At 66.4% G+C, this 19,753-nt stretch carries 19 protein-coding genes; 7 read left to right on the top strand and 12 right to left on the bottom strand.

Features of this window, described 5'->3' with window-relative positions; all coding sequences use genetic code 11:
* Positions 1 to 14: 14 nt before the first annotated feature.
* The 4 genes from M4578_RS03925 to iscR all read right to left on the bottom strand — a co-directional run bounded on the left by M4578_RS03925 (position 15) and on the right by iscR (position 3,592).
* Complete coding sequence (locus M4578_RS03925) at positions 15 to 209, bottom strand: hypothetical protein (protein WP_258092142.1); 195 nt, start codon at positions 207 to 209, stop codon at positions 15 to 17.
* Positions 210 to 254: 45 nt separating this feature from the next.
* On the bottom strand, positions 255 to 1,808 hold the full coding sequence (gene sufB, locus M4578_RS03920) for a Fe-S cluster assembly protein SufB (protein WP_258092141.1): 1,554 nt from the start codon (positions 1,806 to 1,808) through the stop codon (positions 255 to 257).
* Positions 1,809 to 2,011: 203 nt separating this feature from the next.
* Positions 2,012 to 3,055 carry a cysteine desulfurase family protein gene (locus M4578_RS03915; RefSeq protein ID WP_258092533.1) on the bottom strand — a complete coding sequence of 348 codons (1,044 nt, stop codon included), beginning with the start codon at positions 3,053 to 3,055 and terminating at the stop codon, positions 2,012 to 2,014.
* Positions 3,056 to 3,130: 75 nt separating this feature from the next.
* Positions 3,131 to 3,592 (bottom strand): Fe-S cluster assembly transcriptional regulator IscR, encoded by a 462-nt coding sequence (iscR, locus tag M4578_RS03910; RefSeq protein WP_258092140.1) that lies wholly within the window; start codon positions 3,590 to 3,592, stop codon positions 3,131 to 3,133.
* Positions 3,593 to 3,759: 167 nt separating this feature from the next.
* Here iscR and M4578_RS03905 point away from each other — a divergent pair, with 167 nt between their 5' ends.
* Genes M4578_RS03905 through M4578_RS03895 form a run of 3 tightly spaced genes read left to right on the top strand, consistent with a single transcriptional unit; the run spans position 3,760 to position 5,247 of the window.
* On the top strand, positions 3,760 to 4,413 hold the full coding sequence (locus tag M4578_RS03905) for an alpha/beta hydrolase (RefSeq protein ID WP_258092139.1): 654 nt from the start codon (positions 3,760 to 3,762) through the stop codon (positions 4,411 to 4,413).
* A 10-nt stretch (positions 4,414 to 4,423) separates the two neighbouring features.
* A complete protein-coding gene (locus tag M4578_RS03900; RefSeq protein ID WP_258092138.1) occupies positions 4,424 to 4,675 on the top strand; it encodes a hypothetical protein in 252 nt (83 codons plus the stop codon).
* Complete coding sequence (locus M4578_RS03895) at positions 4,672 to 5,247, top strand: HD domain-containing protein (RefSeq protein WP_258092137.1); 576 nt, start codon at positions 4,672 to 4,674, stop codon at positions 5,245 to 5,247. Before M4578_RS03900 ends, M4578_RS03895 begins: the two co-directional genes overlap by 4 nt.
* Positions 5,248 to 5,470: 223 nt before the next feature.
* Here the strand turns inward: M4578_RS03895 and lpdA are convergent, their stop codons facing one another.
* From lpdA to M4578_RS03870, 5 genes are all read right to left on the bottom strand, one after another.
* Positions 5,471 to 6,865, bottom strand: coding sequence for a dihydrolipoyl dehydrogenase (gene lpdA / locus M4578_RS03890; RefSeq protein WP_258092136.1), 1,395 nt, complete (start codon positions 6,863 to 6,865; stop codon positions 5,471 to 5,473).
* A gap of 180 nt (positions 6,866 to 7,045) precedes the next feature.
* The gene (locus M4578_RS03885) at positions 7,046 to 7,627 is read right to left on the bottom strand and encodes a DUF924 family protein (RefSeq protein WP_258092135.1); all 582 of its coding nucleotides are present in this window, start codon (positions 7,625 to 7,627) and stop codon (positions 7,046 to 7,048) included.
* Between the two features lie 118 nt (positions 7,628 to 7,745).
* Entirely contained in the window at positions 7,746 to 9,035 is a 1,290-nt protein-coding gene (locus tag M4578_RS03880; RefSeq protein ID WP_258092134.1) for an MFS transporter, read from the bottom strand.
* Positions 9,036 to 9,171: 136 nt separating this feature from the next.
* Positions 9,172 to 10,221, bottom strand: coding sequence for a tRNA preQ1(34) S-adenosylmethionine ribosyltransferase-isomerase QueA (queA, locus tag M4578_RS03875; protein WP_258092133.1), 1,050 nt, complete (start codon positions 10,219 to 10,221; stop codon positions 9,172 to 9,174).
* Between the two features lie 7 nt (positions 10,222 to 10,228).
* Entirely contained in the window at positions 10,229 to 13,507 is a 3,279-nt protein-coding gene (locus tag M4578_RS03870) for a YhdP family protein (protein WP_258092132.1), read from the bottom strand.
* 86 nt (positions 13,508 to 13,593) lie between these two features.
* Between M4578_RS03870 and M4578_RS03865 the strand changes: the two genes are divergently transcribed.
* From M4578_RS03865 to M4578_RS03850, 4 genes are all read left to right on the top strand, one after another.
* Entirely contained in the window at positions 13,594 to 14,046 is a 453-nt protein-coding gene (locus tag M4578_RS03865) for a peroxiredoxin (protein ID WP_258092131.1), read from the top strand.
* Positions 14,047 to 14,125: 79 nt separating this feature from the next.
* Complete coding sequence (locus M4578_RS03860) at positions 14,126 to 14,944, top strand: ferritin-like domain-containing protein (RefSeq protein ID WP_258092130.1); 819 nt, start codon at positions 14,126 to 14,128, stop codon at positions 14,942 to 14,944.
* Positions 14,945 to 15,135: 191 nt separating this feature from the next.
* Positions 15,136 to 16,446, top strand: a complete 1,311-nt coding sequence (locus tag M4578_RS03855) for a DUF5930 domain-containing protein (RefSeq protein WP_258092129.1) — start codon at positions 15,136 to 15,138, stop codon at positions 16,444 to 16,446.
* Positions 16,436 to 16,954 carry a bactofilin family protein gene (locus M4578_RS03850; protein ID WP_258092128.1) on the top strand — a complete coding sequence of 173 codons (519 nt, stop codon included), beginning with the start codon at positions 16,436 to 16,438 and terminating at the stop codon, positions 16,952 to 16,954. Before M4578_RS03855 ends, M4578_RS03850 begins: the two co-directional genes overlap by 11 nt.
* A gap of 327 nt (positions 16,955 to 17,281) precedes the next feature.
* On the opposite strand, the gene M4578_RS03845 is transcribed toward M4578_RS03850, so the two are convergent.
* From M4578_RS03845 to phnE (M4578_RS03835), 3 genes are read right to left on the bottom strand one after another with little or no spacing between them, the layout of a single operon-like run.
* Positions 17,282 to 17,896, bottom strand: a complete 615-nt coding sequence (locus M4578_RS03845; RefSeq protein WP_258092127.1) for a DapH/DapD/GlmU-related protein — start codon at positions 17,894 to 17,896, stop codon at positions 17,282 to 17,284.
* Positions 17,893 to 18,750, bottom strand: coding sequence for a phosphonate ABC transporter, permease protein PhnE (gene phnE, locus M4578_RS03840; RefSeq protein ID WP_258092126.1), 858 nt, complete (start codon positions 18,748 to 18,750; stop codon positions 17,893 to 17,895). The genes M4578_RS03845 and phnE (M4578_RS03840) overlap by 4 nt, the downstream gene beginning before the upstream one ends.
* Complete coding sequence (gene phnE, locus M4578_RS03835; protein WP_258092125.1) at positions 18,747 to 19,691, bottom strand: phosphonate ABC transporter, permease protein PhnE; 945 nt, start codon at positions 19,689 to 19,691, stop codon at positions 18,747 to 18,749. The genes phnE (M4578_RS03840) and phnE (M4578_RS03835) overlap by 4 nt, the downstream gene beginning before the upstream one ends.
* Between the last annotated feature and the right edge of the window lie 62 nt (positions 19,692 to 19,753).

Here is a 19,753-nt window from a genome sequence, read left to right as displayed (position 1 = left end):
GATCCTCACACGATTTATGAGGTCAGGTATTTCATCGCCATCATGACGATCATCGCCAGCCCCGCCGCTGCGCTTGCGGTGACGAAGACCGATCCGCCAAGCAGCCCGTCGGTCCGCCCCTTGCGCTTGCGGATGCTCAGCCCGATGAGGACCCCGATAAAGACACCGACCCCGGCGCCAAGCGATTGAATGGCCAGTTGCTGGATCATGACGTTCCCCTGCGTAGGGTGGGCAATCCTGCCCACCGCCACCTGTTAGCCCACCGAGCCTTCGAGCGAGATCGCAACAAGCTGCTGCGCTTCCATGGCAAACTCCATCGGCAGCGCCTGAAGCACCTCGCGGCAGAAGCCGTTCACCACCAGCGCCACGGCCTCTTCCTCGTCCATGCCGCGCTGCCGGCAATAGAAGAGCTGCTCGTCATCCACCTTCGAGGTCGTCGCCTCGTGCTCCACGCGCGAGGAATTGTTCTTCACCTCGATATAGGGCACCGTATGCGCCCCGCATTTGTCGCCGATCAGCAGGCTGTCGCACTGGGTGTAGTTGCGCGAATTCTTCGCCTTCGGGTGCATCGCCACCTGCCCGCGATAGGTGTTCTGCGCCACCCCCGCCGAGATGCCCTTGGACACGATCCGCGAGCGCGTATCGCGGCCCAGATGGATCATCTTGGTGCCGGTATCGGCCTGCTGGTGGTTGTTGGCGATGGCGATGGAATAGAACTCGCCCTGGCTCTCATTGCCGCGCAGGATGCAGGAGGGGTATTTCCAGGTCACGGCAGAGCCGGTCTCGACCTGCGTCCACATCACCTTGGCACGGTCGCCCCGGCAATCGGCGCGCTTGGTCACGAAGTTGTAGATGCCGCCCTTGCCGTTCTCGTCGCCGGGGAACCAGTTCTGCACCGTGGAATATTTCACCTCGGCGTCTTCCTCCACGATGATCTCCACCACGGCGGCATGCAGCTGCGCGGTATCGCGCTGCGGCGCGGTGCAGCCTTCGAGATAGCTCACGTAAGAGCCCTTGTCCGCGATGATCAGCGTGCGCTCGAACTGGCCGGTGTTCTCGGCGTTGATCCGGAAATAGGTCGAAAGCTCCATCGGGCAGCGCACCCCCGGCGGCACATAGACAAAGGAGCCATCAGAGAAGACGGCGCTGTTCAGCGTGGCGTAGAAATTGTCCGAGACCGGCACGACCGAGCCCAGGTATTTTTTCACCAGCTCCGGGTGTTCGCGGATCGCCTCGGAGATCGAGCAAAAGATCACCCCCGCCGCCTTCAGCTCCTTCTGGAAGGTGGTGCCCACCGAAACGGAGTCAAAGACCGCGTCAACGGCCACCTTGCGATCGCTGCCCGCGGTGGCGGAGAGCGCCGCGATGCCGTCGGCGGGCGCGGCCTCCGCCCCTTCGACGCCGGCAAGGATCATCTGTTCCTTCAGCGGGATGCCGAGCTTTTCATAGGTGGCCAGCAGCTTGGGATCGACCTCGTCGAGCGACTTGGGCTTTTCCGCCATGCTCTTGGGGCGGGCGTAGTAATACTGTTCCTGAAAGTCGATCTCGGGATAGGTGACCATGGCCCAGCTGGGTTCTTTCATCTGGGTCCAGCGCTCATAGGCCTTGAGCCGCCACTCGGTCATCCATTCCGGCTCGCCGTTCTTGTCCGAGATCAGCCGCACGATGTCGGGATTGATGCCCTTGGGGGCATATTCCATCTCGATGTCGGTATCCCAGCCGTATTTATAGGTCGAGACCGCCTCGACCGCCTCCACGGTCTCCTTCTCGACCCCTTCCTTGACGGTCACGTTGTCGAAGGCTGCCATGTGCTTTCTCCTGTCATCGCGCCGGAGGCGCGGTTTCAATCGTCCCTGGCGCCGGAGGCGCCGTAAGTTTCCAAGCGCCGGAGGCGCCGCTGTGTTCCAAGCGCCGGAGGCGCCGTCAGTTCAAAAGCGCCGGAGGCGCGGTGTTCTTCGCAGCGCCGAAGGCGCGGTCCAGTCGTCATGGCGCCGGCGGCGCGCTTTACCCCTCACGCGCCGCGGGCGCGGAATTTCTCGTATTGATGCAGCCAGGCCTCGGCGAAGCGCACCACATCCTCCTCCGCGACATCCGGCCCCAGACTCACCCGCACCGCACTACGTGCGGTCTCGTCGTCATGGCCCATCGCCTGTAGCACCCGGGAGGGGCGCAACTTGCCGCTGGAGCAGGCCGAGCCGGCGCTGATCGCAAAGCCCGCCAGATCCATCTGCATCACCTGCGTCTCGCCCTTCCAGCCCGGCACCACAAAGCAGGAGGTGTTGGGCAGGCGCGGCACGTCATTCCCGACAAAAATAGTCTCTTTTGCGCGATCCGCAATGACATTCTCTAGAATGTTTCTAAGTTTTTCCACCCCTTTCCAGCGCTCCTGCGCCAAATCGCGGGCCGCGGCCTCGGCGGCGGCGCCAAACCCTGCGATTCCGGGGATGTTTTCCGTGCCTGCGCGGCGCCCCATCTCCTGCCCACCGCCCCTGAGCTGCGCCGCAAGATCGGTGCCGCGCCGGATCACCAGCGCCCCGATTCCCTTGGGCCCGCCCAGCTTATGCGCCGAGATCAGCGCGGCGGTGCAGCCCGCCCAGTTGAAGGCAAAGGGGATCTTGCCGAAAGCCTGGGTGGCATCGACCACCGCCAGCCCCTGCGGCAGTTCCTGGATCACACCGGTCTCGGAATTGGCGGCCTGCAACGCGGTCTCCTCCGGCGCCGTCACCGCCACCTGACCACGGGCATCCACCGCCAGCACCGGGTCGATCCAGGCCGCCACAGCGTCATGCTCGATCGCCGCGCCTTTCAGCCCGCGCCCCGCGCAGGCCAGCGCCGCCGCTTCCGTGGCCCCCGAGACAAAGATCACATCCGCCCCGTCCGCGCCAAAGGCCTCTGCCACCTGCGCCCGCGCCCGCTCCATCAGCCCCTTGGCCGCGCGCCCCTCTGCATGGACCGAGGACGGATTGCCCACCACATCCATGGCCGCGATCATCGCCGCGCGCGCCTCGGGCCGCAGCGGTGCCGTGGCATTCCAGTCGAGATAGCTCCGCCTCACCGCCACCTGTCTTTCATCTTTCTCATAAATACTCTGGGGTCCGGGGCAGCGCCCCGAAAGACGCGAGGCCGGGCCTCAGGCCTCATCCACCACCGAAAAGAGCGAGGGCACCGCCGGACAGGGCGCCAGCGAATTGTCCACAACATCCGACAGCCGGGTCTGATGCAGAAACACATAGACATGTGCCGAAAGGCTCTGCCACAGCCGGTTGCTGAGCGATTGCGCCCGGCTGCCCGAGGCGCCGCCGCTGGCCCCCGCGCCCTTGTGCATCGCATCCACGGTCTCGTCCACGGCGGCCAGAATATCGACCACCCGGATCTCCGAGGCCGGCCGGGCCAGCCGGTAGCCGCCGCCGGGCCCGCGCACCGAAGCCACCAGCCCTGCGCGGCGCAGCTTGACGAACAACTGCTCGAGATAGGGCAGCGAGACGTCCTGACGTTTCGAAATATCGCCCAGTGTCACCAGATCGCCCTCGGGCTGCAGCGCGATGTCGGTCAGCGCCACCATGGCATAACGCCCCTTCGTGCTCAGTTTCACATCATTCCTCCCGGGCCCACGCGGACCTGACGATTGACCTTGCCGGGGCGATTGCCTATCTGCAATCCAGCCCTCCCGGACCCGCCTCCGGGGATTAGAACCGTTCTAAGGTACCTGAGCAGTTTCGTCAAGAAACGCCTGTGCCCTTACAGGAGCCCACCGCACCGATGCCCGAGGTCATTTTTCCCGGACCCGAAGGCCGCCTCGAAGGCCGCTATCATCCCCAGAAAGAAAACGACGCCCCGATCGCGATCATCCTGCATCCGCATCCGCAATTCGGCGGCACGATGAACAACAAGGTCGTCTATAACCTGCACTACGCCTTTTACAACATGGGCTTCACGGTGCTGCGGTTCAATTTCCGCGGCGTCGGCCGCAGCCAGGGCGAATACGACCAGGGCATCGGTGAGCTGTCCGATGCCGCCTCGGCGCTCGACTACCTGCAGTCGATGAACAACAATTCCAAACATTGCTGGGTCGCGGGGTTCTCCTTCGGCGCCTGGATCGGCATGCAGCTTCTGATGCGCCGGCCCGAGATCACCGGATTCGTCTCGGTCTCGCCGCCCGCGAACATGTACGATTTCTCCTTCCTCGCCCCCTGCCCCTCCTCGGGGCTGATCATCAACGGCACCGCCGACCGCGTGGCGCCGCCCGCCGACACCACGGCGCTGGTGAACAAGCTCAAGGATCAGAAGGGCATCACGATCACCCATGAGGAGATCGAGGGCTCGGGCCACTTCTTCGAAGAGCCCCATATGGACACGATGATCGGCACGGTCACCTCCTATGTGAAGCGCCGCCTGACCGAGACCACGCGCTGAGGGGATCCCGATGTCGTCGCTGACGCAGGAGCTGGCCGACAAGCTCGCCGAGGACACGTTCAAGGTGATGAAGGCCAGCGGCGACGACCGGTTCTTCATGGAGGTCGCCAAGGTGATCGGCGCCTCCTCCACCACGCTGGAAGAGGCCTATCTCACCTCGATCCGCGTGCGGCTCGCCGAGCGCCGCGCGCGGCAGTTCATCCTCGACCGCGCAAGGCAGATCCAGGCGGAGGCAGGCAAGCCCGAGGCGCCAGAGACATGAGCGCCCGGCTCGACGCGCAGATGGCCTTTCTGATGGAGGCCGACCGGCTGAAATCCATCACCCGCGCCACCCGCAACCACGACGGGCGATTCGAAAACTCTGCCGAACACAGCTGGCATCTGGCGCTCTTCGCGCTGGTGCTGGCCGAGCACGCGCCGGAAGAGATCGCCCTCGACCGGGTGATCCGCATGCTGCTGCTGCACGATCTGGTCGAGATCGACGCCGGCGACGCGCCGATCTACGGCGAGGTCGATGCGGAGGCCCAGGCCCTTGGCGAGCTCGCCGCTGCCAGACGGCTCTTCGGCCTGCTGCCCGAGCCGCAGGGGGCGGAGCTGCTGGCAATCTGGCAGGAATTCGAGGCGAACGAGACGCCCGACGCGCGCTTCGCCAAATCGCTGGATCGCTTCCAGCCGCCCAATCTGAATCTCGCCATTGGCGGTGGCAGCTGGCTGGATTACGGCGTCACCTACGAGATGTTCGAAACCCGCGTCGGTGCCAAGGTCCATCGCGGGGCCCCCGCGCTCTGGGATTGGCTGCGGCCGCGCGTCGCCGCGTTTTTCTCGAAGGCCTGACCAAGAATTTTCGAACGAAAATTCTTGGTCGCGAAGATTTTTCGAACGAAAAATCTTCTTCCCCCTCGCAGTTTCGACGATACCGATGCCTCCGGCGGGAGTATTGTCCTGAAAGATGAAAAGGCGTGGCCCGAAAGCCTCCCGATATATCGTGTGGGCCGGGAAACTCCCTCACCGTCACGCAGCAGAAAGTAGGGTGGGCAATCTGCCCACCCTCAAACCGTCAGTAATGCAGCGCCCGGCCCCAGGCGTCGAGCACGCTTTCATGCATCATTTCCGACAGGGTCGGGTGCGGGAAGACCGTGTTCATCAGGTCTTCTTCCGTGGTCTCGAGCTGCCGCCCGATCACATAGCCCTGAATGAGCTCGGTCACCTCGGCCCCCACCATATGCGCCCCCAGAAGCGCGCCGGTCTTGGCGTCGAACACCGTCTTCACCAGACCCTCGGGCTCGCCCAGGGCAATGGCCTTGCCGTTGCCGATGAAGGGGAAGCGCCCGACCTTGATGTCATAGCCCTTCTCCTTCGCCTGTGCCTCGGTCAGCCCGACGCTGGCGACCTGCGGGTGGCAATAGGTGCAGCCTGCGATACTGTCGGGATCCACCGCATGCGGATGCCCGCCGGCGATCAGCTCGGCCACCATCACGCCCTCATGGCTGGCCTTATGCGCCAGCCAGGGCGCGCCGGCGATGTCGCCGATGGCGTAGATCCCCTCGACACCGGTACGGCACATCTTGTCCACCACCACATGGCTGCGGTCGACCTTGACGCCGACGGCCTCCAGCCCCAGCCCCTCGGTGTTGCCGACGATGCCCACGGCGGAAATCACCGTGTCGAATTCCTCGGTCGCGGTCTTGCCGCCCTGCTCGATATGGGCCGTCACCTTGCCCTGCCCCCGGTCGAGCTGTTTGACCATCGTCTTTTCGCGGATTTTCATCCCCTGCTTCTCGAACTGCTTCTTGGCGAATTTCGAGATCTCGGCATCCTCCACCGGCAGGATACGGTCCATCACCTCGACCACGGTCACATCCGCACCCAGCGTGTTGTAGAAACTCGCGAACTCGATTCCGATGGCGCCCGAGCCGATCACCAGCATCTTCTTCGGCATCCGCTTCGGCACCAGCGCGTGTTTGTAGGTCCAGACCAGATCGCCGTCGGCTTCGAGCCCCGGCAGTTCCCGCGCCCGCGCGCCGGTGGCCAGCACGATGGCCTTGGCGGTCAGTTCTTCGGTGCCCTTGTCGGTCTTGACCGTGACCTTGCCCTTGGCCGCGACCGTGGCCTCGCCCATGATCGCCGTCACCTTGTTCTTCTTCAGAAGATGCGTCACGCCCGAGTTGAGCTGCTTGGCCACGCCGCGCGACCGCTTCACCACCGCATCGAGATCGAAACCGATCTTCTCGGCGGAAAGCCCATACTCCTTGGCCCGGTGCATGTAGTGAAAGATCTCCGACGAGCGCAGCAGCGCCTTGGTCGGGATACAGCCCCAGTTCAGGCAGATCCCCCCCATATGCTCGCGCTCCACACAGGCCACCTTGAGCCCGAGCTGCGCGCCGCGGATCGCGGCCACATAGCCGCCGGGTCCGGCGCCGATGACGATCATGTCGAATGTTTGCGAAGCCATGGCTCTCTCCGTCGAGTCAAATTAGTTTGGCATTAAACCATTTTCCGGAACGCTTCAATGTAAAGCAAACTCCCGGTGGCGGTTTCCCTCGCCCCTTGACCTAGCGCGCCGCCACAAAAAGGCCCGCGCGAGCGGGCTCGCGCGGGCCTTTCCGAATAAGGTCAGAGGCTTGTCGCCGTCTCAGGCGGCCTCTGCCTGCAATTTGCGCAGCGTGCTGCCATAGCCGCCCCGCGCGACATAATCGCGTTCCGCCGCCGTCGAGGCCCGTTCGAGCGCCGCATTGCGGGTCGGGAAGCGGCCAAAATCGCGGATCACCTCGCGGTGGGCGCGCGCATGCAGCAGGCTCGCGGCGCCCGTCTCGGGCATCCGCTCCTTGAGCAGACGGATGCAGCGATCCTGATCGCAGAGGTTTTCGGAATGCATCAGCGGCAGATAGAAGAACTGCCGCGCCGGCTCGTCGATCTTGAGATCCCAGCCCCGCCAGATCGCCTGTTTCGCCGCCGCCAAAGCAATCTCGTCCGACGAGAAGGCCCGTCCGGCCCCCCGGAACATATTGCGCGGAAACTGGTCCATCAGGATGATATAGGCCAGCGATCCGCTGGGATAGGTCAGCCAGAGACCGAAGCGGCCATCCATCGCCGCCTCCCAGGTCTCGCCGAACATATCGCGGATGCGCGCGTCCAGCGCATCCTCCACCGCATACCAGTTTTTCTCGCCGACCTCGTCGAGCCAGAATGCCAAAATTTCATCGGGCCCTTTCATGGCCGCTCGCTCCTCTCAACCATACCCACTCCCCGGGCGTTACAGAAAGGTTACAATCCCCTTCGAAGGGAACAAAAGTAAAAAATTCTGTCAATTACGACATTCCGCCAGTTTACGCTCACGCCGCGGCGCCGTCGCGGCGGGCCTCCGCTTCCGCCTCGGCCTCGGCGGCCTCGATGGCTTCGATGGCCACCTCCTGCGCCACCTCCACCGCCACCGGCGTGACGGTGGGCCCGACAGCGGTATAGGCGCTGGTTTCCTCCACCGAAGGCGCCGGGCGCTGGGTCATGCGCCAGATCGCATAGGCGGTCAGGCTCAGCAGCAGCACCGCGATCAGGGCGAAATAGCCGCCGGGACCGAAGCTCTCGATCGCCCAGCCGGTGACGATGGGGCCGGCGATGGCCCCCACCCCGTTGACAAAGAGCAGCCCTGCCGAAGCGGCCGCCATATTCTCGAGATCGAGGAAATCATTGGTATAGGCGATGAGCAGCGAATAAAGCGGGTTGGCCGCGCCGCCGATCAGGAAGGCCGCCCCCAGCAGCACCGTGAACCGGTCGGGCATGACCGCAGCGACACAGGCGGCCAGCCCGCCGACCACCGCCACCGCAGCAACGAGCTGGCGCCGGTCCATCCGGTCCGACAGCCAGCCCAGCGGGTATTGCGTCACCAGCGCCCCGACGTAGAAGGCGGCGACGAACATCGAGATCTGGCTCAGCCGCAGCCCCGCCTCGGCGGCGAAGACCGCCGCCATGCCGAACTGCGCGGCAAAGACGCCGCCCAGCAGGAACATCCCCATGAAGCCGAGCGGCGAGACCTGATAAAGCTCGCGCAGGCTCATCCGCTTGGTGGTGTCGAAAGCGGGGGTGGGCGCCACCGACAGCAGGATCGGCGCGAAGGCGACCGAGACCAGCACCGAGGGGATCACGAAGAGCAGATAGCCCGACGGATCGGGGATCAGCAGGATCGCCTGCGCGGCGATGATCCCCAGCATCTGCACGATCATATAGGCCGAAAGCGCCTGGCCCCGCGACTCGTTGGAAGAGGCGTTGTTGAGCCAGCTCTCGGCGGTCACGTAGACGCCGCAATAGCAAAAGCCGATCACCATGCGCTCGATGGTCCAGGCCACCGGATGCGGAAAGGCCGGGTAGAGGATCAGCACCGCCGAGACGAAAGAGCCGAGCGCGGCGAAGACCCGCACATGGCCGACGCGGCGAATCATGCCCGGGGTCAGCCGCGAGGCCAGCAGGAAGCCGGCGAAATAGGCCGACATGACCAGCGACATCTCGAAGGCCGAGAACCCCGCCCCGCTGCCGCGCACCCCCAGCAACGAGCCCTGAAGACCATTGCCCAGCATCAGCAGCAGCATGCCCAGCAGCAACGCCCAGGAATGTCTCAGAACCTCGAGCATGGTCTCCCCCCAATCGTCTTCGTTGCGAGTCAGTCTGCCGCAGCCCTGACATCGGACCAAGTCAAAGGCAACCGCGCAGCGCCCTTTTGCCGGTCATCCCCGCCCTCGGATGCGGCAAAGGCGGCACGCGGCGGCGTCAGGGAATGAGCAGCGAGGCGTCCCCATAGGAAAAGAACCGGTATCTCTCTGCGACCGCGTGGTCGTAGATCCGCATCATCCGCACGCGCCCCATCAGCGCCGAGACCAGCATCATCAGCGTCGATTTCGGCAGATGGAAATTCGTCATCAGCGCATCGGTCACGCGAAACGCAAAGCCCGGATAGATGAAGATGTCGGTCACCCCCGACCAGGGCGCAATCGCCCCGCTCTCGCGCGCCGCCGTCTCGATCAGCCGCAGCGCCGTGGTGCCCACCGGGATCACCCGCCCGCCCGCCGCCTTGGTCGCGGCGATCTCGGCCGCGGCGGTCTCGCTGACCTCGCCCCATTCGCCGTGCATCTTGTGGGTGGTCACATCCTCGACCTTGACCGGCAGGAAGGTGCCCGCCCCCACATGCAGCGTCACATGGGTAAAGGCCACGCCCATCGCCGCAAGCGTCTCGAGCAGCGGCGCATCGAAATGCAGCGAGGCGGTCGGTGCCGCCACCGCGCCCGCGCGTCTGGCCCAGACGGTCTGGTAATCCTCCTTGTCCTGCGCATCGGCGGGCCGCTTGGCCGCGATATAAGGCGGCAGCGGCATCGCGCCGGCCTCGGCCAGCGCCGCGTCGAAATCCCCGCCGGCGAGGTTGAACCGGAACAGCCCCTGCCCCTCTTCGCGGCCCTCCAGCACCGCCGAGAGCCGGTCCGAGAACACCACCGTCTCGCCCTCGCGCAGCTTCTTCAGCGGCTTCACCAGCGCCGCCCAGAGCCCGCCCGGACGCGGCTCGAGCAGCGTCACCTCGATCTGCGCCCGCGTCACCCCCTGGGCGCTCTGCCGCGCGCGCCAGCCCGACAGCCGCGCCGGGATCACCTTGGTGTCGTTCAGCACCAGCCGGTCGCCGGGCCGCAGCCAGCCCGGCAGATCGCGCACCACCGCATCGGTGATCCGGTCGCCCTCGGCGACCAGCAGCCGGGCGGAGGAGCGCGGATGCGCGGGCCGGGTCGCGATCAGCGCCTCCGGCAGATCGAAATCGAAATCGCTCAGTTTCATGGGGATCCTACTGGCTCACGCTGGGGGGCGGGCGGCGGAAGATGTCACGGAACATGCCGGGGGTGAAGACCGAAAGCGGATTGACCGAAACGCGCGGCGCATCCACCCCGCCCGACAGGTTGAAATTGAACCCGATCAGCCCCTCGCCCTTGCGCGCAAAGAGCCGTCCGATGCCGTTGAGGATATAGATCGGCGACAGCACGCCCTGCATGTCCATGGTCCGGCTGGCCAGGTTGTAATAGCCGTCCATGGAAATCCCCATCGACGGGCCCACGGCGCTGGACCGGGTCAGCACCACCTGCGTGGGGGTCAGCCGGAACCGCGCCTCGACCTGGGAAAAGAAGATGCCCGCGCCGTTCAGCTCGTCCAGCAGCCCCACCACCGAAACCGCGTCGAGCAGCCCGGTGATCGCCGGCGCGTCCTGCAACCGCGCGCCCCCGATCTCGAGCGCCCCGTCATATTCGCCGGCGCGGCCGCGCACCGGGGTCAGCGTCAGATCGAAGGTGCCATCCTGTACGCTGCGGAAGATCCCTGCCCCGGCCAGCACGTCGCCCGCGTCGCGGCTCTGGATGCGGATGGCGCTGCGCCCGTGCTGCGGCACGATCCGCCCGGTGATCGCCGCCGTGCCGCCGACCCGCGCGGTGAAATCCCCCGAAAGCCCACCGGACGCGCCGAAATCGCCGCGGAACGCCGTCAGATGGATCGAGTCGGAGACCTCGAGCCGGTCGAGCGTCACCGACAGCGGCCCGCCCTCCGTGCCGCCGCCACCCGCGTCGCCGAAGGGCGCGCTGCGCATGTCCAGCCGCCCTCCGGTCAGCGCGATGGCCGGCGGGGCGCCGCGCCCACGCCCGGTCAGCACCGCCGCGCCGTCCAGCCAGCGACCGACCTTGAGTTCGGGCAGATCGAGCCGCGCAAAGCTGCCGTCGCGGTTCAGTGTCACCGCCCCGCGCGCCTCGAGGCCGGCGGCGGACAGCGCCAGCCGGTCGATCTCGAGCGGCTGGCCCAGCCTGCCCGCCAGCTCCAGCGATCCGGTGCCGCGCTGCGACAGGCTCCAGCCGATCTGCGGCAGCGCCACCCCCAGCCCCGCCAGCGACGAGCTGAGCGAGAACCGCGGCGCCGCGCCCTTGTCCAGCGCGATGGTCACGCGACCGCTGCCACGCCCGGAAAAGGTGCCGGCGGGCAATCCGATCCCCAGCGCCTGCACCACCGGTTCCGAAAGCGCGATCTCGCCCTCGACCCGGCTGCCCGCATCGGGCGCCATCGGCTGCGTCCAGCGCCCGGTGAAGGGCACCCCCGACAGATCCGCGCTGCCCGAGATCTCCAGCCGCGTGTCGTCGAGATCGAGCGCCAGCCGCTCGGCGCGCAGCGTCTTGCCCGGCACGATCACGTCGCTCGACACATCGAAGAGCGTGCCCTGCGCCTGGACGCTCATATCCTCGCGTTTCACCCCGGGCATCAGCGGCAGCACGATGCGCCCGGTCAGCGCCACCCGCCCCTCGCCCAGCCGCACCGGCTGGCCCGCCTTGCGCATGACCTCGAGCGTCGGGCTGTCGAGATAGGACAGCGCGGCGACCAGCGGGCCGCTGGCGGAGAGGCTCAGCTCGCCCGTCGCCGGGCGCGCGCGCAGATCGGGGATGACATAGCGCGTGCCCGCCCCCTCGAGCACCCCGCCCTCGGGCGGGGTCACCTGGCCGGCCTCCAGCGTCATCGCCAGCCGGTTGTCGTAGATCGTCAACTGACCCGCCGCGCCGGTCAGCCGGGGCAGCGCTCTGGCATAGGTCAGCTCCACCCCGTCCAGCCGCGCGTCGATATAGGGCTGGACCTTGCCGCCGGGCGCCAGCCGCAGCGCAAAGATCGCGTCGCGCAGATGGCCCGCGTGGATATTCTCCGCGACCCAGCGCCGGGTGTTCGCGACCACCGCCTCGGGCCAATAGGCCAGCAGCGCCTCGTGGCCGATCTCGTCGAGCCGTCCGTCGAGCGCCAGCCGCCAGCCCTCGCGCTCGGCGGCAAGCGTGCCCGAGAGACGCAGCGGCAGCGCCGGGTCGGTGCTGCGGAACCGGCCCAGCACCAGGCGGAAGGGATCGAAATCGAGCTGCCAGTCGAGCTCTGCCCCCGCCAGTTGCAGCGGGCTGTCGAGAATACCTTCGGGATCGGCCTCGAACCGGGTCACACGGAACTGGCCGGTCATGCCCCTGGGCCAGCCGCTCTCGGCCGCGCGCAGCACCGCGCGCCCGTCGGACACGACGGTGCCGAGGCTGCTCTGCACCGAGATCTCGTCGAACCGCAGCGTGGCGCTGGCGGGATCGTAGGAAAAATAGGTGCGCGCGCGGTCGAAGGGGATGGGCTTGGTCTGCGCGTTGGGCTGCAACACACCGGCGCCGATCTGTAGCGTGGCGCTGAGCGCGCCAAGCTGACCGTCCTCCGTGGCCGCGCCGCGCAGCGCGCCCGAGATCGGCGCGCGCAGGGTTTCGAGCCAGGCCAGCGCCGGGCTTTGCGTGGCGATGTCCTGCGCGTCGAGCCCGGTAAGGTTAAGCCCGAACTGCACCCCGGTCTCGCCGATCGGGCTTTCGGCGTTCAGCGCCAGGGTCGCGGCCACATCCCCGCGCCCGAGCAGCGCCACATCCCCCGCCAGCCGCAGCGCCCCGTCCTCCCGCGTCAGGCTCAGCCGCCCGCCGTCGGCGGTCCAGCCGCGCCGCGCGCGCGCGTCCTCGTAGCGGATGGTCAGCGCATCGGCCCGGACCACGCGCAGCCCGGCAAGGCGCGGATCCGTCATCGCCGCATCCACCTGCGCGATCAGCGTGGGAATGTCGGGCGCAGGGGTGTCGGCGGCAAAGACATCGCCCAGGGCCAGCCCCAGCCGCCCCTGCGCATCGCGCCGCAGGGTCAGCACCGCGCCCGAAAGCCGCGCCGCCCGCAGCTCGACCTCGCCGGCGAGCAGCTGGACCGGCGAGAACCCCGCCTCCACATCCGAGAGCGTCGCCACCTGCGCGCCCGTGGCCGAGCGGATATCCACATCCACCAGCACCAGACTTGCGAGCCCGTCCGGCTTGACCAGCAGCCGCAGGTCGCCAAAGCGGATGTCCAGCCCCGGCACCGCCGCGCCGATCCGCGCCTCGACCTTGGCCCGCAGCCAGTCCGGCGCCGAAAGCGGCCGCCCGATCAGCGCCCAGCCTCCGGCGGCGGCGCTCACTGCCAGCAGGCCCAGCACCAGCGCCAGCCACAGCGGCCAGCGCCGGCGGCGCCGCGCCGCCGGCGCGGCCAGGGAATCTCTGCTGCTGTCGGTCACGCCCGGCCGGCCTCATGCTTTGCTTTGTCGCCCGGGCGTTCTACACCCTCTGTTGAGAATTGAGAAACGCAAGAATGGAGCCCGCCATGGCCGAGACCGCCCCCGACTTCTCCCTGCCCGCCTCCAGCGGCGACACCGTGACCCTTTCGGCGCTGCGCCCGGCGCCGGTGGTGCTGTTCTTCTACCCCCGCGACGACACCTCGGGCTGCACCGTCGAGAACCTGGATTTCTCGGCGCTGCTGCCGAAATTCGAGGCCGCGGGCGTCAAGGTCTTCGGGATCTCGAAGGACAGCCTTGCGAGTCACGAGAAATTCATCGCGAAAAAGGCGCTGACCGTGCCGCTGTTGTCGGACGAGGGCTCCGAGGTTTGCGAAGCCTTCGGGGTGTGGAAGGAGAAGAAGATGTACGGCAAGACCTTCATGGGGATCGAGCGCAGCACCTTCCTGATCGACGCCAGCGGCGAGATCGCCCGGGAATGGCGCAAGGTGAAGGTGCCCGGCCACGCCGAGGAGGTTCTGGAGGCGGCTCTGGCGCTCTGAGCCCGGGCCACAAATCTCTCCGAAGAGATTTGCAAATTCCTTTAAAGGAATTTGCCGCGACGAAGGAAAGGCAGCGCCCATGATGACCCTGAGCGAGATGGCCGTCGATGTGCTCACCACCGCCGACGGGCGCGAGAAGACCGCCAAGTCCCACGCCCATGCGGCGTCCTGGCGCGCCTCCCGCGCCGCCGGAACCCCGCTGCCCCTGGGCCGGGCCACCCCGCCGCCGCGCCCCGCGCGTCCCGCAAGACCCGAGCTACTCGACCCCCGCGACGTGCCCAAGCGCAAGCCCGGCTCGCCCACCGGGCGCATCGCGCTGCTGCATGCGGTGGCGCATATCGAGCTGAACGCGGTAGACCTGCACTGGGACCTCATTGCACGCTTCACCGATGTGTCCTTTCCGCTCGGCTTCTACGACGACTGGGTCAAGGCTGCGGATGAGGAATCCAAGCATTTCAACCTGATGTGCGACTGTCTTGAGGAACTGGGCAGCTTTTACGGCGCCTTGCCCGCCCATGCGGGCATGTGGCGCGCCGCCGAAGACACCGCCGGCGACCTGATGGGGCGGCTCGCGGTGGTGCCCATGGTGCTCGAGGCGCGCGGGCTCGACGTCACGCCGGGCATGATCGGCATCTTCCGCAAGGCCGGCGTGCAAGCCGCCGTCGCCGCGCTGGAAACCATCTATGCCGAAGAGGTGGGCCATGTGGCCTATGGATCGAAATGGTTTCACTTCCTCTGCGGCCGCCACGATCTCGACCCCAAGGAGGTCTTCCACGGCCTCGTGCGCAGGTATTTTCACGGCGCCCTCAAACCGCCCTTCAACGATGAAAAACGCGCCGAAGCCGGCTTGCCGCCCGACTTCTACTGGCCCCTCGCCGACGAGATCCCGGCAAGGTGACGCAAAAATAGGCCGACCGAAGCCCTTGGCATCGGCGGTTTTTCGCCATTTCTGGGGAGATTCGCCGCGTCTTCCCCGGACAAAGCCCAAAATTGTTGCGTGTCCGTGAATGTCTGGTAAGGCCCAATACAGGACGTCGGGTTTTTGGGGAACCGAACGTCGATATTGGGACGGGAACAAAGGACAATCAGGTGAGAACGCGTCTCGCGATCAGAACCCATGCGCTTATGGAGCGCTTCTTTCCGGAACGTCGGCTCTTCCTCAGATCGGACACCGACACGCGCTTTATCCGGCTGCGTCCGGGCACGCAGGCCATTGCCTTCCTCGGCAGCTCGCTGCTGGTCGCCTGGGCGATCATCGCCACCGCGATCCTGCTGATGGACAGCATCAGCGCCGGCAATTTCCGCGAACAGGCCAAACGTGATCAGATCACCTACCAGCGCCGCCTGAACGAGCTTTCGGATGAGCGCGACAGCCGCGCCGCCGAAGCCGTGGCGGCACAGGAACGCTTCAACACCGCGCTCGCGCAGGTCTCGGCCATGCAGTCCAAGCTGCTCGATTCCGAAACCCGCCGCCGCGAACTGGAAACCGGCATCGACGTGATCCAGACGACGCTGCGCACCGCCATGGAAGAGCGTGAAGAGGCCAGCGAAAAGCTCGCCGCGCTCGAAACCCAGATCGACGGCGGAGGCGCGCAGATCGCCGGCAGCAGCGAAAGCGACAGCACGCTCGACCTGCTGGCCGAGGCGCTCGCCCGCACCGCCGAAGAGCGCGATCAGGTCGTGGCCGATGCCCAGGACGCGCTGGTCCGCGCCGACGAGATGGCCACCGAGCTGCGGCTGATGGAAGAAAAGAACGACCGGATCTTCCGCCAGCTCGAAGAGGCGATGACCGTCTCGGTCAAGCCGCTCGACAAGATGTTCACCGCCGCCGGCATGGATCCCGACCGGATCATCAGCCAGGTGCGCAAGGGCTATTCCGGCCAGGGCGGCCCGCTGACCCCGCTGACCTTCTCGACCCGCGGCGAAGAGCCCTCGCTCGAGATGGAGCGCGCGAACCGCATCCTCGGCCAGATGGACAAGCTCAACCTCTACCGTATCGCCGCGCAGAAGGCGCCCTTCGCGGTCCCGATCAAGGACGCGTTCCGCTTCACCTCGGGCTTCGGCTACCGCTGGGGCCGCCTGCATGCCGGCACCGATTTCGCCGCGCCGCATGGCACGCCGATCTATTCGACCGCCGATGGCGTCGTCGTGCACGCAGGCTGGTCCTCGGGCTATGGCCGCCTGATCAAGATCAAGCACGAATTCGGCATCGAAACCCGCTATGCGCATCTGTCCAAAATCCGTGTGGAGGTGGGCCAAAGGGTCTCGCGCGGGCAGCGCATCGGTGATATGGGAAATACCGGACGGTCGACCGGAACGCATCTTCACTACGAAGTTCGCGTCGGAGGTGAGCCCGTGAACCCCATGATCTACATCAAGGCTGCAAACGATGTTTTCTAAAAGCAAGATCAACGATCCTGGCCCCAAAGCCGAGGATACCGCACCGAAACCGGCCATGCCGGAGGCGCCGCGTCAGCCCAGCCCCGAGTTCAAGCCGTCGGCGCCGCCCAAGGCCAAGCCGCCCGCCTCGGTGCTGTCGAGCGATCTGCACATCACCGGCAACCTCAAGACCACCGGCGACATCCAGGTGGAAGGCACGGTCGAGGGCGACATCCGCGCCCACCTGCTGACCATCGGCGAAACCGCCACCATCAAGGGCGAGGTCGTGGCCGATGACGTCGTCATCAACGGCCGCATCGTGGGCCGCGTGCGCGGCCTCAAGGTGCGCCTGACCGCCACCGCCCGTGTCGAGGGCGACATCATCCACAAGACCATCGCGATCGAGAGCGGTGCGCATTTCGAAGGCTCCGTGCAGCGCCAGGACGACCCGCTGTCGACCCGCGGCAAGACCGCTGCGGCCCCGGCGCCCACCGCGCCGAAACCGGCCTCCGGCGGCCAGGCCGGCTGAGCGCAGCCGCTTCACAGAACCGTATGACAGACGCCGGGCCTTGGGCCCGGCGTTTTCATGTCCGGCGACCCTCTGACAGCGCCCGATGCACGGACAAGAGCAATGTTGCATGTTGCGCCGCCCCCTCTTGCCGCGGCGCGCCCCGACGCAATCTCCACCTCGAAGAACGCGTCAAAAGCAGCAGGCAATCACCTGGCTCAAAGGAATAGTGCTCTTCTCCGAACACCCGGAACGGCCCGCAGACAACCGGCTTGATGCCGGCCCTCGCCACACCGCGCGCCCCTCGCTTCGAGCCTCACAAACGACTCGAGCTTTGGCCGACAAGCCTCAGATACGATGGTATTTCTCGATGAACGCCTCGATGGGCAGCGCGCGGATGTCGGGCAGCGCGGCGCGCAGCTCGTCATGCGACCAGTCCCACCAGGCGATGCGCTGCAGCGCCGCGCCCTGCGCCTCGCTGAAGCGGCGCTTGATCTCGCGCGAGGGCACGCCACCCATGATCGTATAGGGCTCCACATCGCGCGATACCACGGCCCCGGCCCCGATCACCGCGCCGTCGCCGATGCGCACGCCGGGCAGCACCGTCACCCCGTGGCCGATCCAGACATCGTGACCGATGGTCACCCAGTGATCCTTGCGCCACTGAAAGAACGCCTCGTCGTCGTCGCCCAGATCGAACTGCGCCGCGCGATAGGTGAAATGATGCTGCGCCGCGCGCCAGGTGGCGTGGTTGCCGGGGTTGATCCGCGCGCCCTCGGCGATGGAGCAGAACTTGCCGATGGTCGCCCAGACCGCATTCCCGTGCTTCACGATGTAGGAATAATCCCCGAACGCCACCTCACGCATGGACACATGCGCCTGCACCTCGGTCCATTTCCCCAGCGTGCAATCGGTCACCGTCGCGGTCTCGTGGATCGTCGGTGCCTCGGTCAGTTTCTTCATGTCGTGCGTCCCCAGTCGCCGATGATACGGGCCCGGATGCGGGCCGAGAAAAAGTCGATCACATAGACCATGAGCACGATCAGGAAGATGATCGACCAGGCCTCGTCCCAGCGATAGGCGCTGATGCGATCCGAAAGCAGGAACCCGATGCCGCCCGCACCGACGATGCCCAGAATGGTGCCCGAGCGCACATTGGACTCGAAGTTGTAGAGCAGGATCGACAGGATCACCGGCATCACCTGCGGCAGCGTGCCGACGCGGATCTGCTGAAGCCGCGACCCGCCCGATGCCTTCACCCCTTCGACGGGTTTTTCCGACGTGTTTTCAATCGCCTCCGAGAAGAGCTTGGCAAAGGTGCCGATCTCGCTGACGGCGATGGCCAGAATGCCCGGCAACGGCCCCAGCCCGAAGGCACGGATGAAGATCAGCGCCAGGATCAGCGTCTCGAAGGCGCGGATCACATCGTATCCGCGCCGCACCGAAAGGCGCAGGAGGGGCAGACGATTGATGGTCTTGGCGCCCAGGAAGCTGAGCGGAAAGGCAAAGACCGCCCCCAGAAGCGTGCCGAGAAAGGCCATGGACAGCGTCTCGCCCAACCCCTTCAGGATCTCCGAGAACGCGTCCCAGCTTGTCCACACATAGGGTGGGAACATAAAGCCCGCGACATCGCCGAAGCGCTGGATTCCGGTCCAGATCCGCTGCGGCGAGACGTCGAAGGCCACGAGGCAATAGACAAACAGCGCCAGAAACCCGGCCCAGAGCGCCCAGCGGCGCAGCCGCACCGGCAGCGGCGCGCGGAACGCCAGCGGAAAGCGCGCCTTGGCGCGTGCGATGTCGAGATCGGAAACGCTCATGCCCGGTCCTCCAGCCCGATGATCCGGTGGCGCAGCTTCTCCGAGCCGAAGTCGATCACGACCACGGTCAGGAAGATGATGACGAAAAGCGCCGAAAGATCGGTATATTCCTGAAAGCTCATCGCGGTGCGGAACTCCTGCCCCAGCCCGCCCGCGCCGACATAGCCGATGATCGAGGAGGAGCGGACGTTGATCTCGAAGCGCAGCAGCGTGTAGCTGATGATATTGGGCAGCACCTGCGGCACCGCGCCGTAACGGATCTGGTCGAACCACGTGCCGCCCGCCGCCTTCACGCCTTCGAGCGGACGCATGTCGATGTTCTCGTTGACCTCGGAATAGAGCTTGCCGAGCGCGCCGGTGGCGTGCAGCCCCACGGCCATCACGCCCGCCAGGGGCCCCACCGAAAAGCAGAAGACGAAGATCAGCGCCCAGACCAGCTCGGGCACGGTGCGGGCGATCTCGAGGTAGCGGCGGCAGATCCACAGCACCCAGCGGTTGGGCGCAAGGTTGCGCGACGCGGGAAAGCTGAGGATAAAGCCGCCGATCACCCCCAGCGTCGTGGCCATGAAGGCGATGAGGATGGTTTCCACCAGCAGCCGCAGCCAGATCTTCCAGCGCCAGAACCATTCCGCCAGATCCGCACCCAGGCTTTCCCAGCGCAGCACCGGCAGGGTCTTTTCGATATATTCGCCAAGCCGCGGGATGCCGGCCGGGATGATCCAGCGCCAGTCGCGCGAGCCGTCCGGCAGCGTCACCTGCGTGACCTTGAAGAAATCGCCCAGCCAGGCGGTGATGGCGAAGATTGCCAGAAACACTGCCGTGCCAAGCGCCCAGTTGATCCGCGCCGCCTTGCGTTTGGCGGCGAATTCGCGCTCGAAGACGCTGATCGCGCTTGGCCCGCTCACCGGCGGATAGGCCGTCAGCTCCGCAACATCGCTCATGCCTGCCCCCTCATAAAAGAACCGGGGCGCAAGCTGCGCCCCGGTTTGCAGGTCTGCCTTGG

The sequence above is a fragment of the Salipiger pentaromativorans genome, assembly GCF_024721115.1.
In the GTDB taxonomy this organism is placed as follows: Bacteria; Pseudomonadota; Alphaproteobacteria; order Rhodobacterales; family Rhodobacteraceae; genus Salipiger; species Salipiger pentaromativorans.
This window is presented reverse-complemented; position numbering and strand designations above follow the sequence as displayed.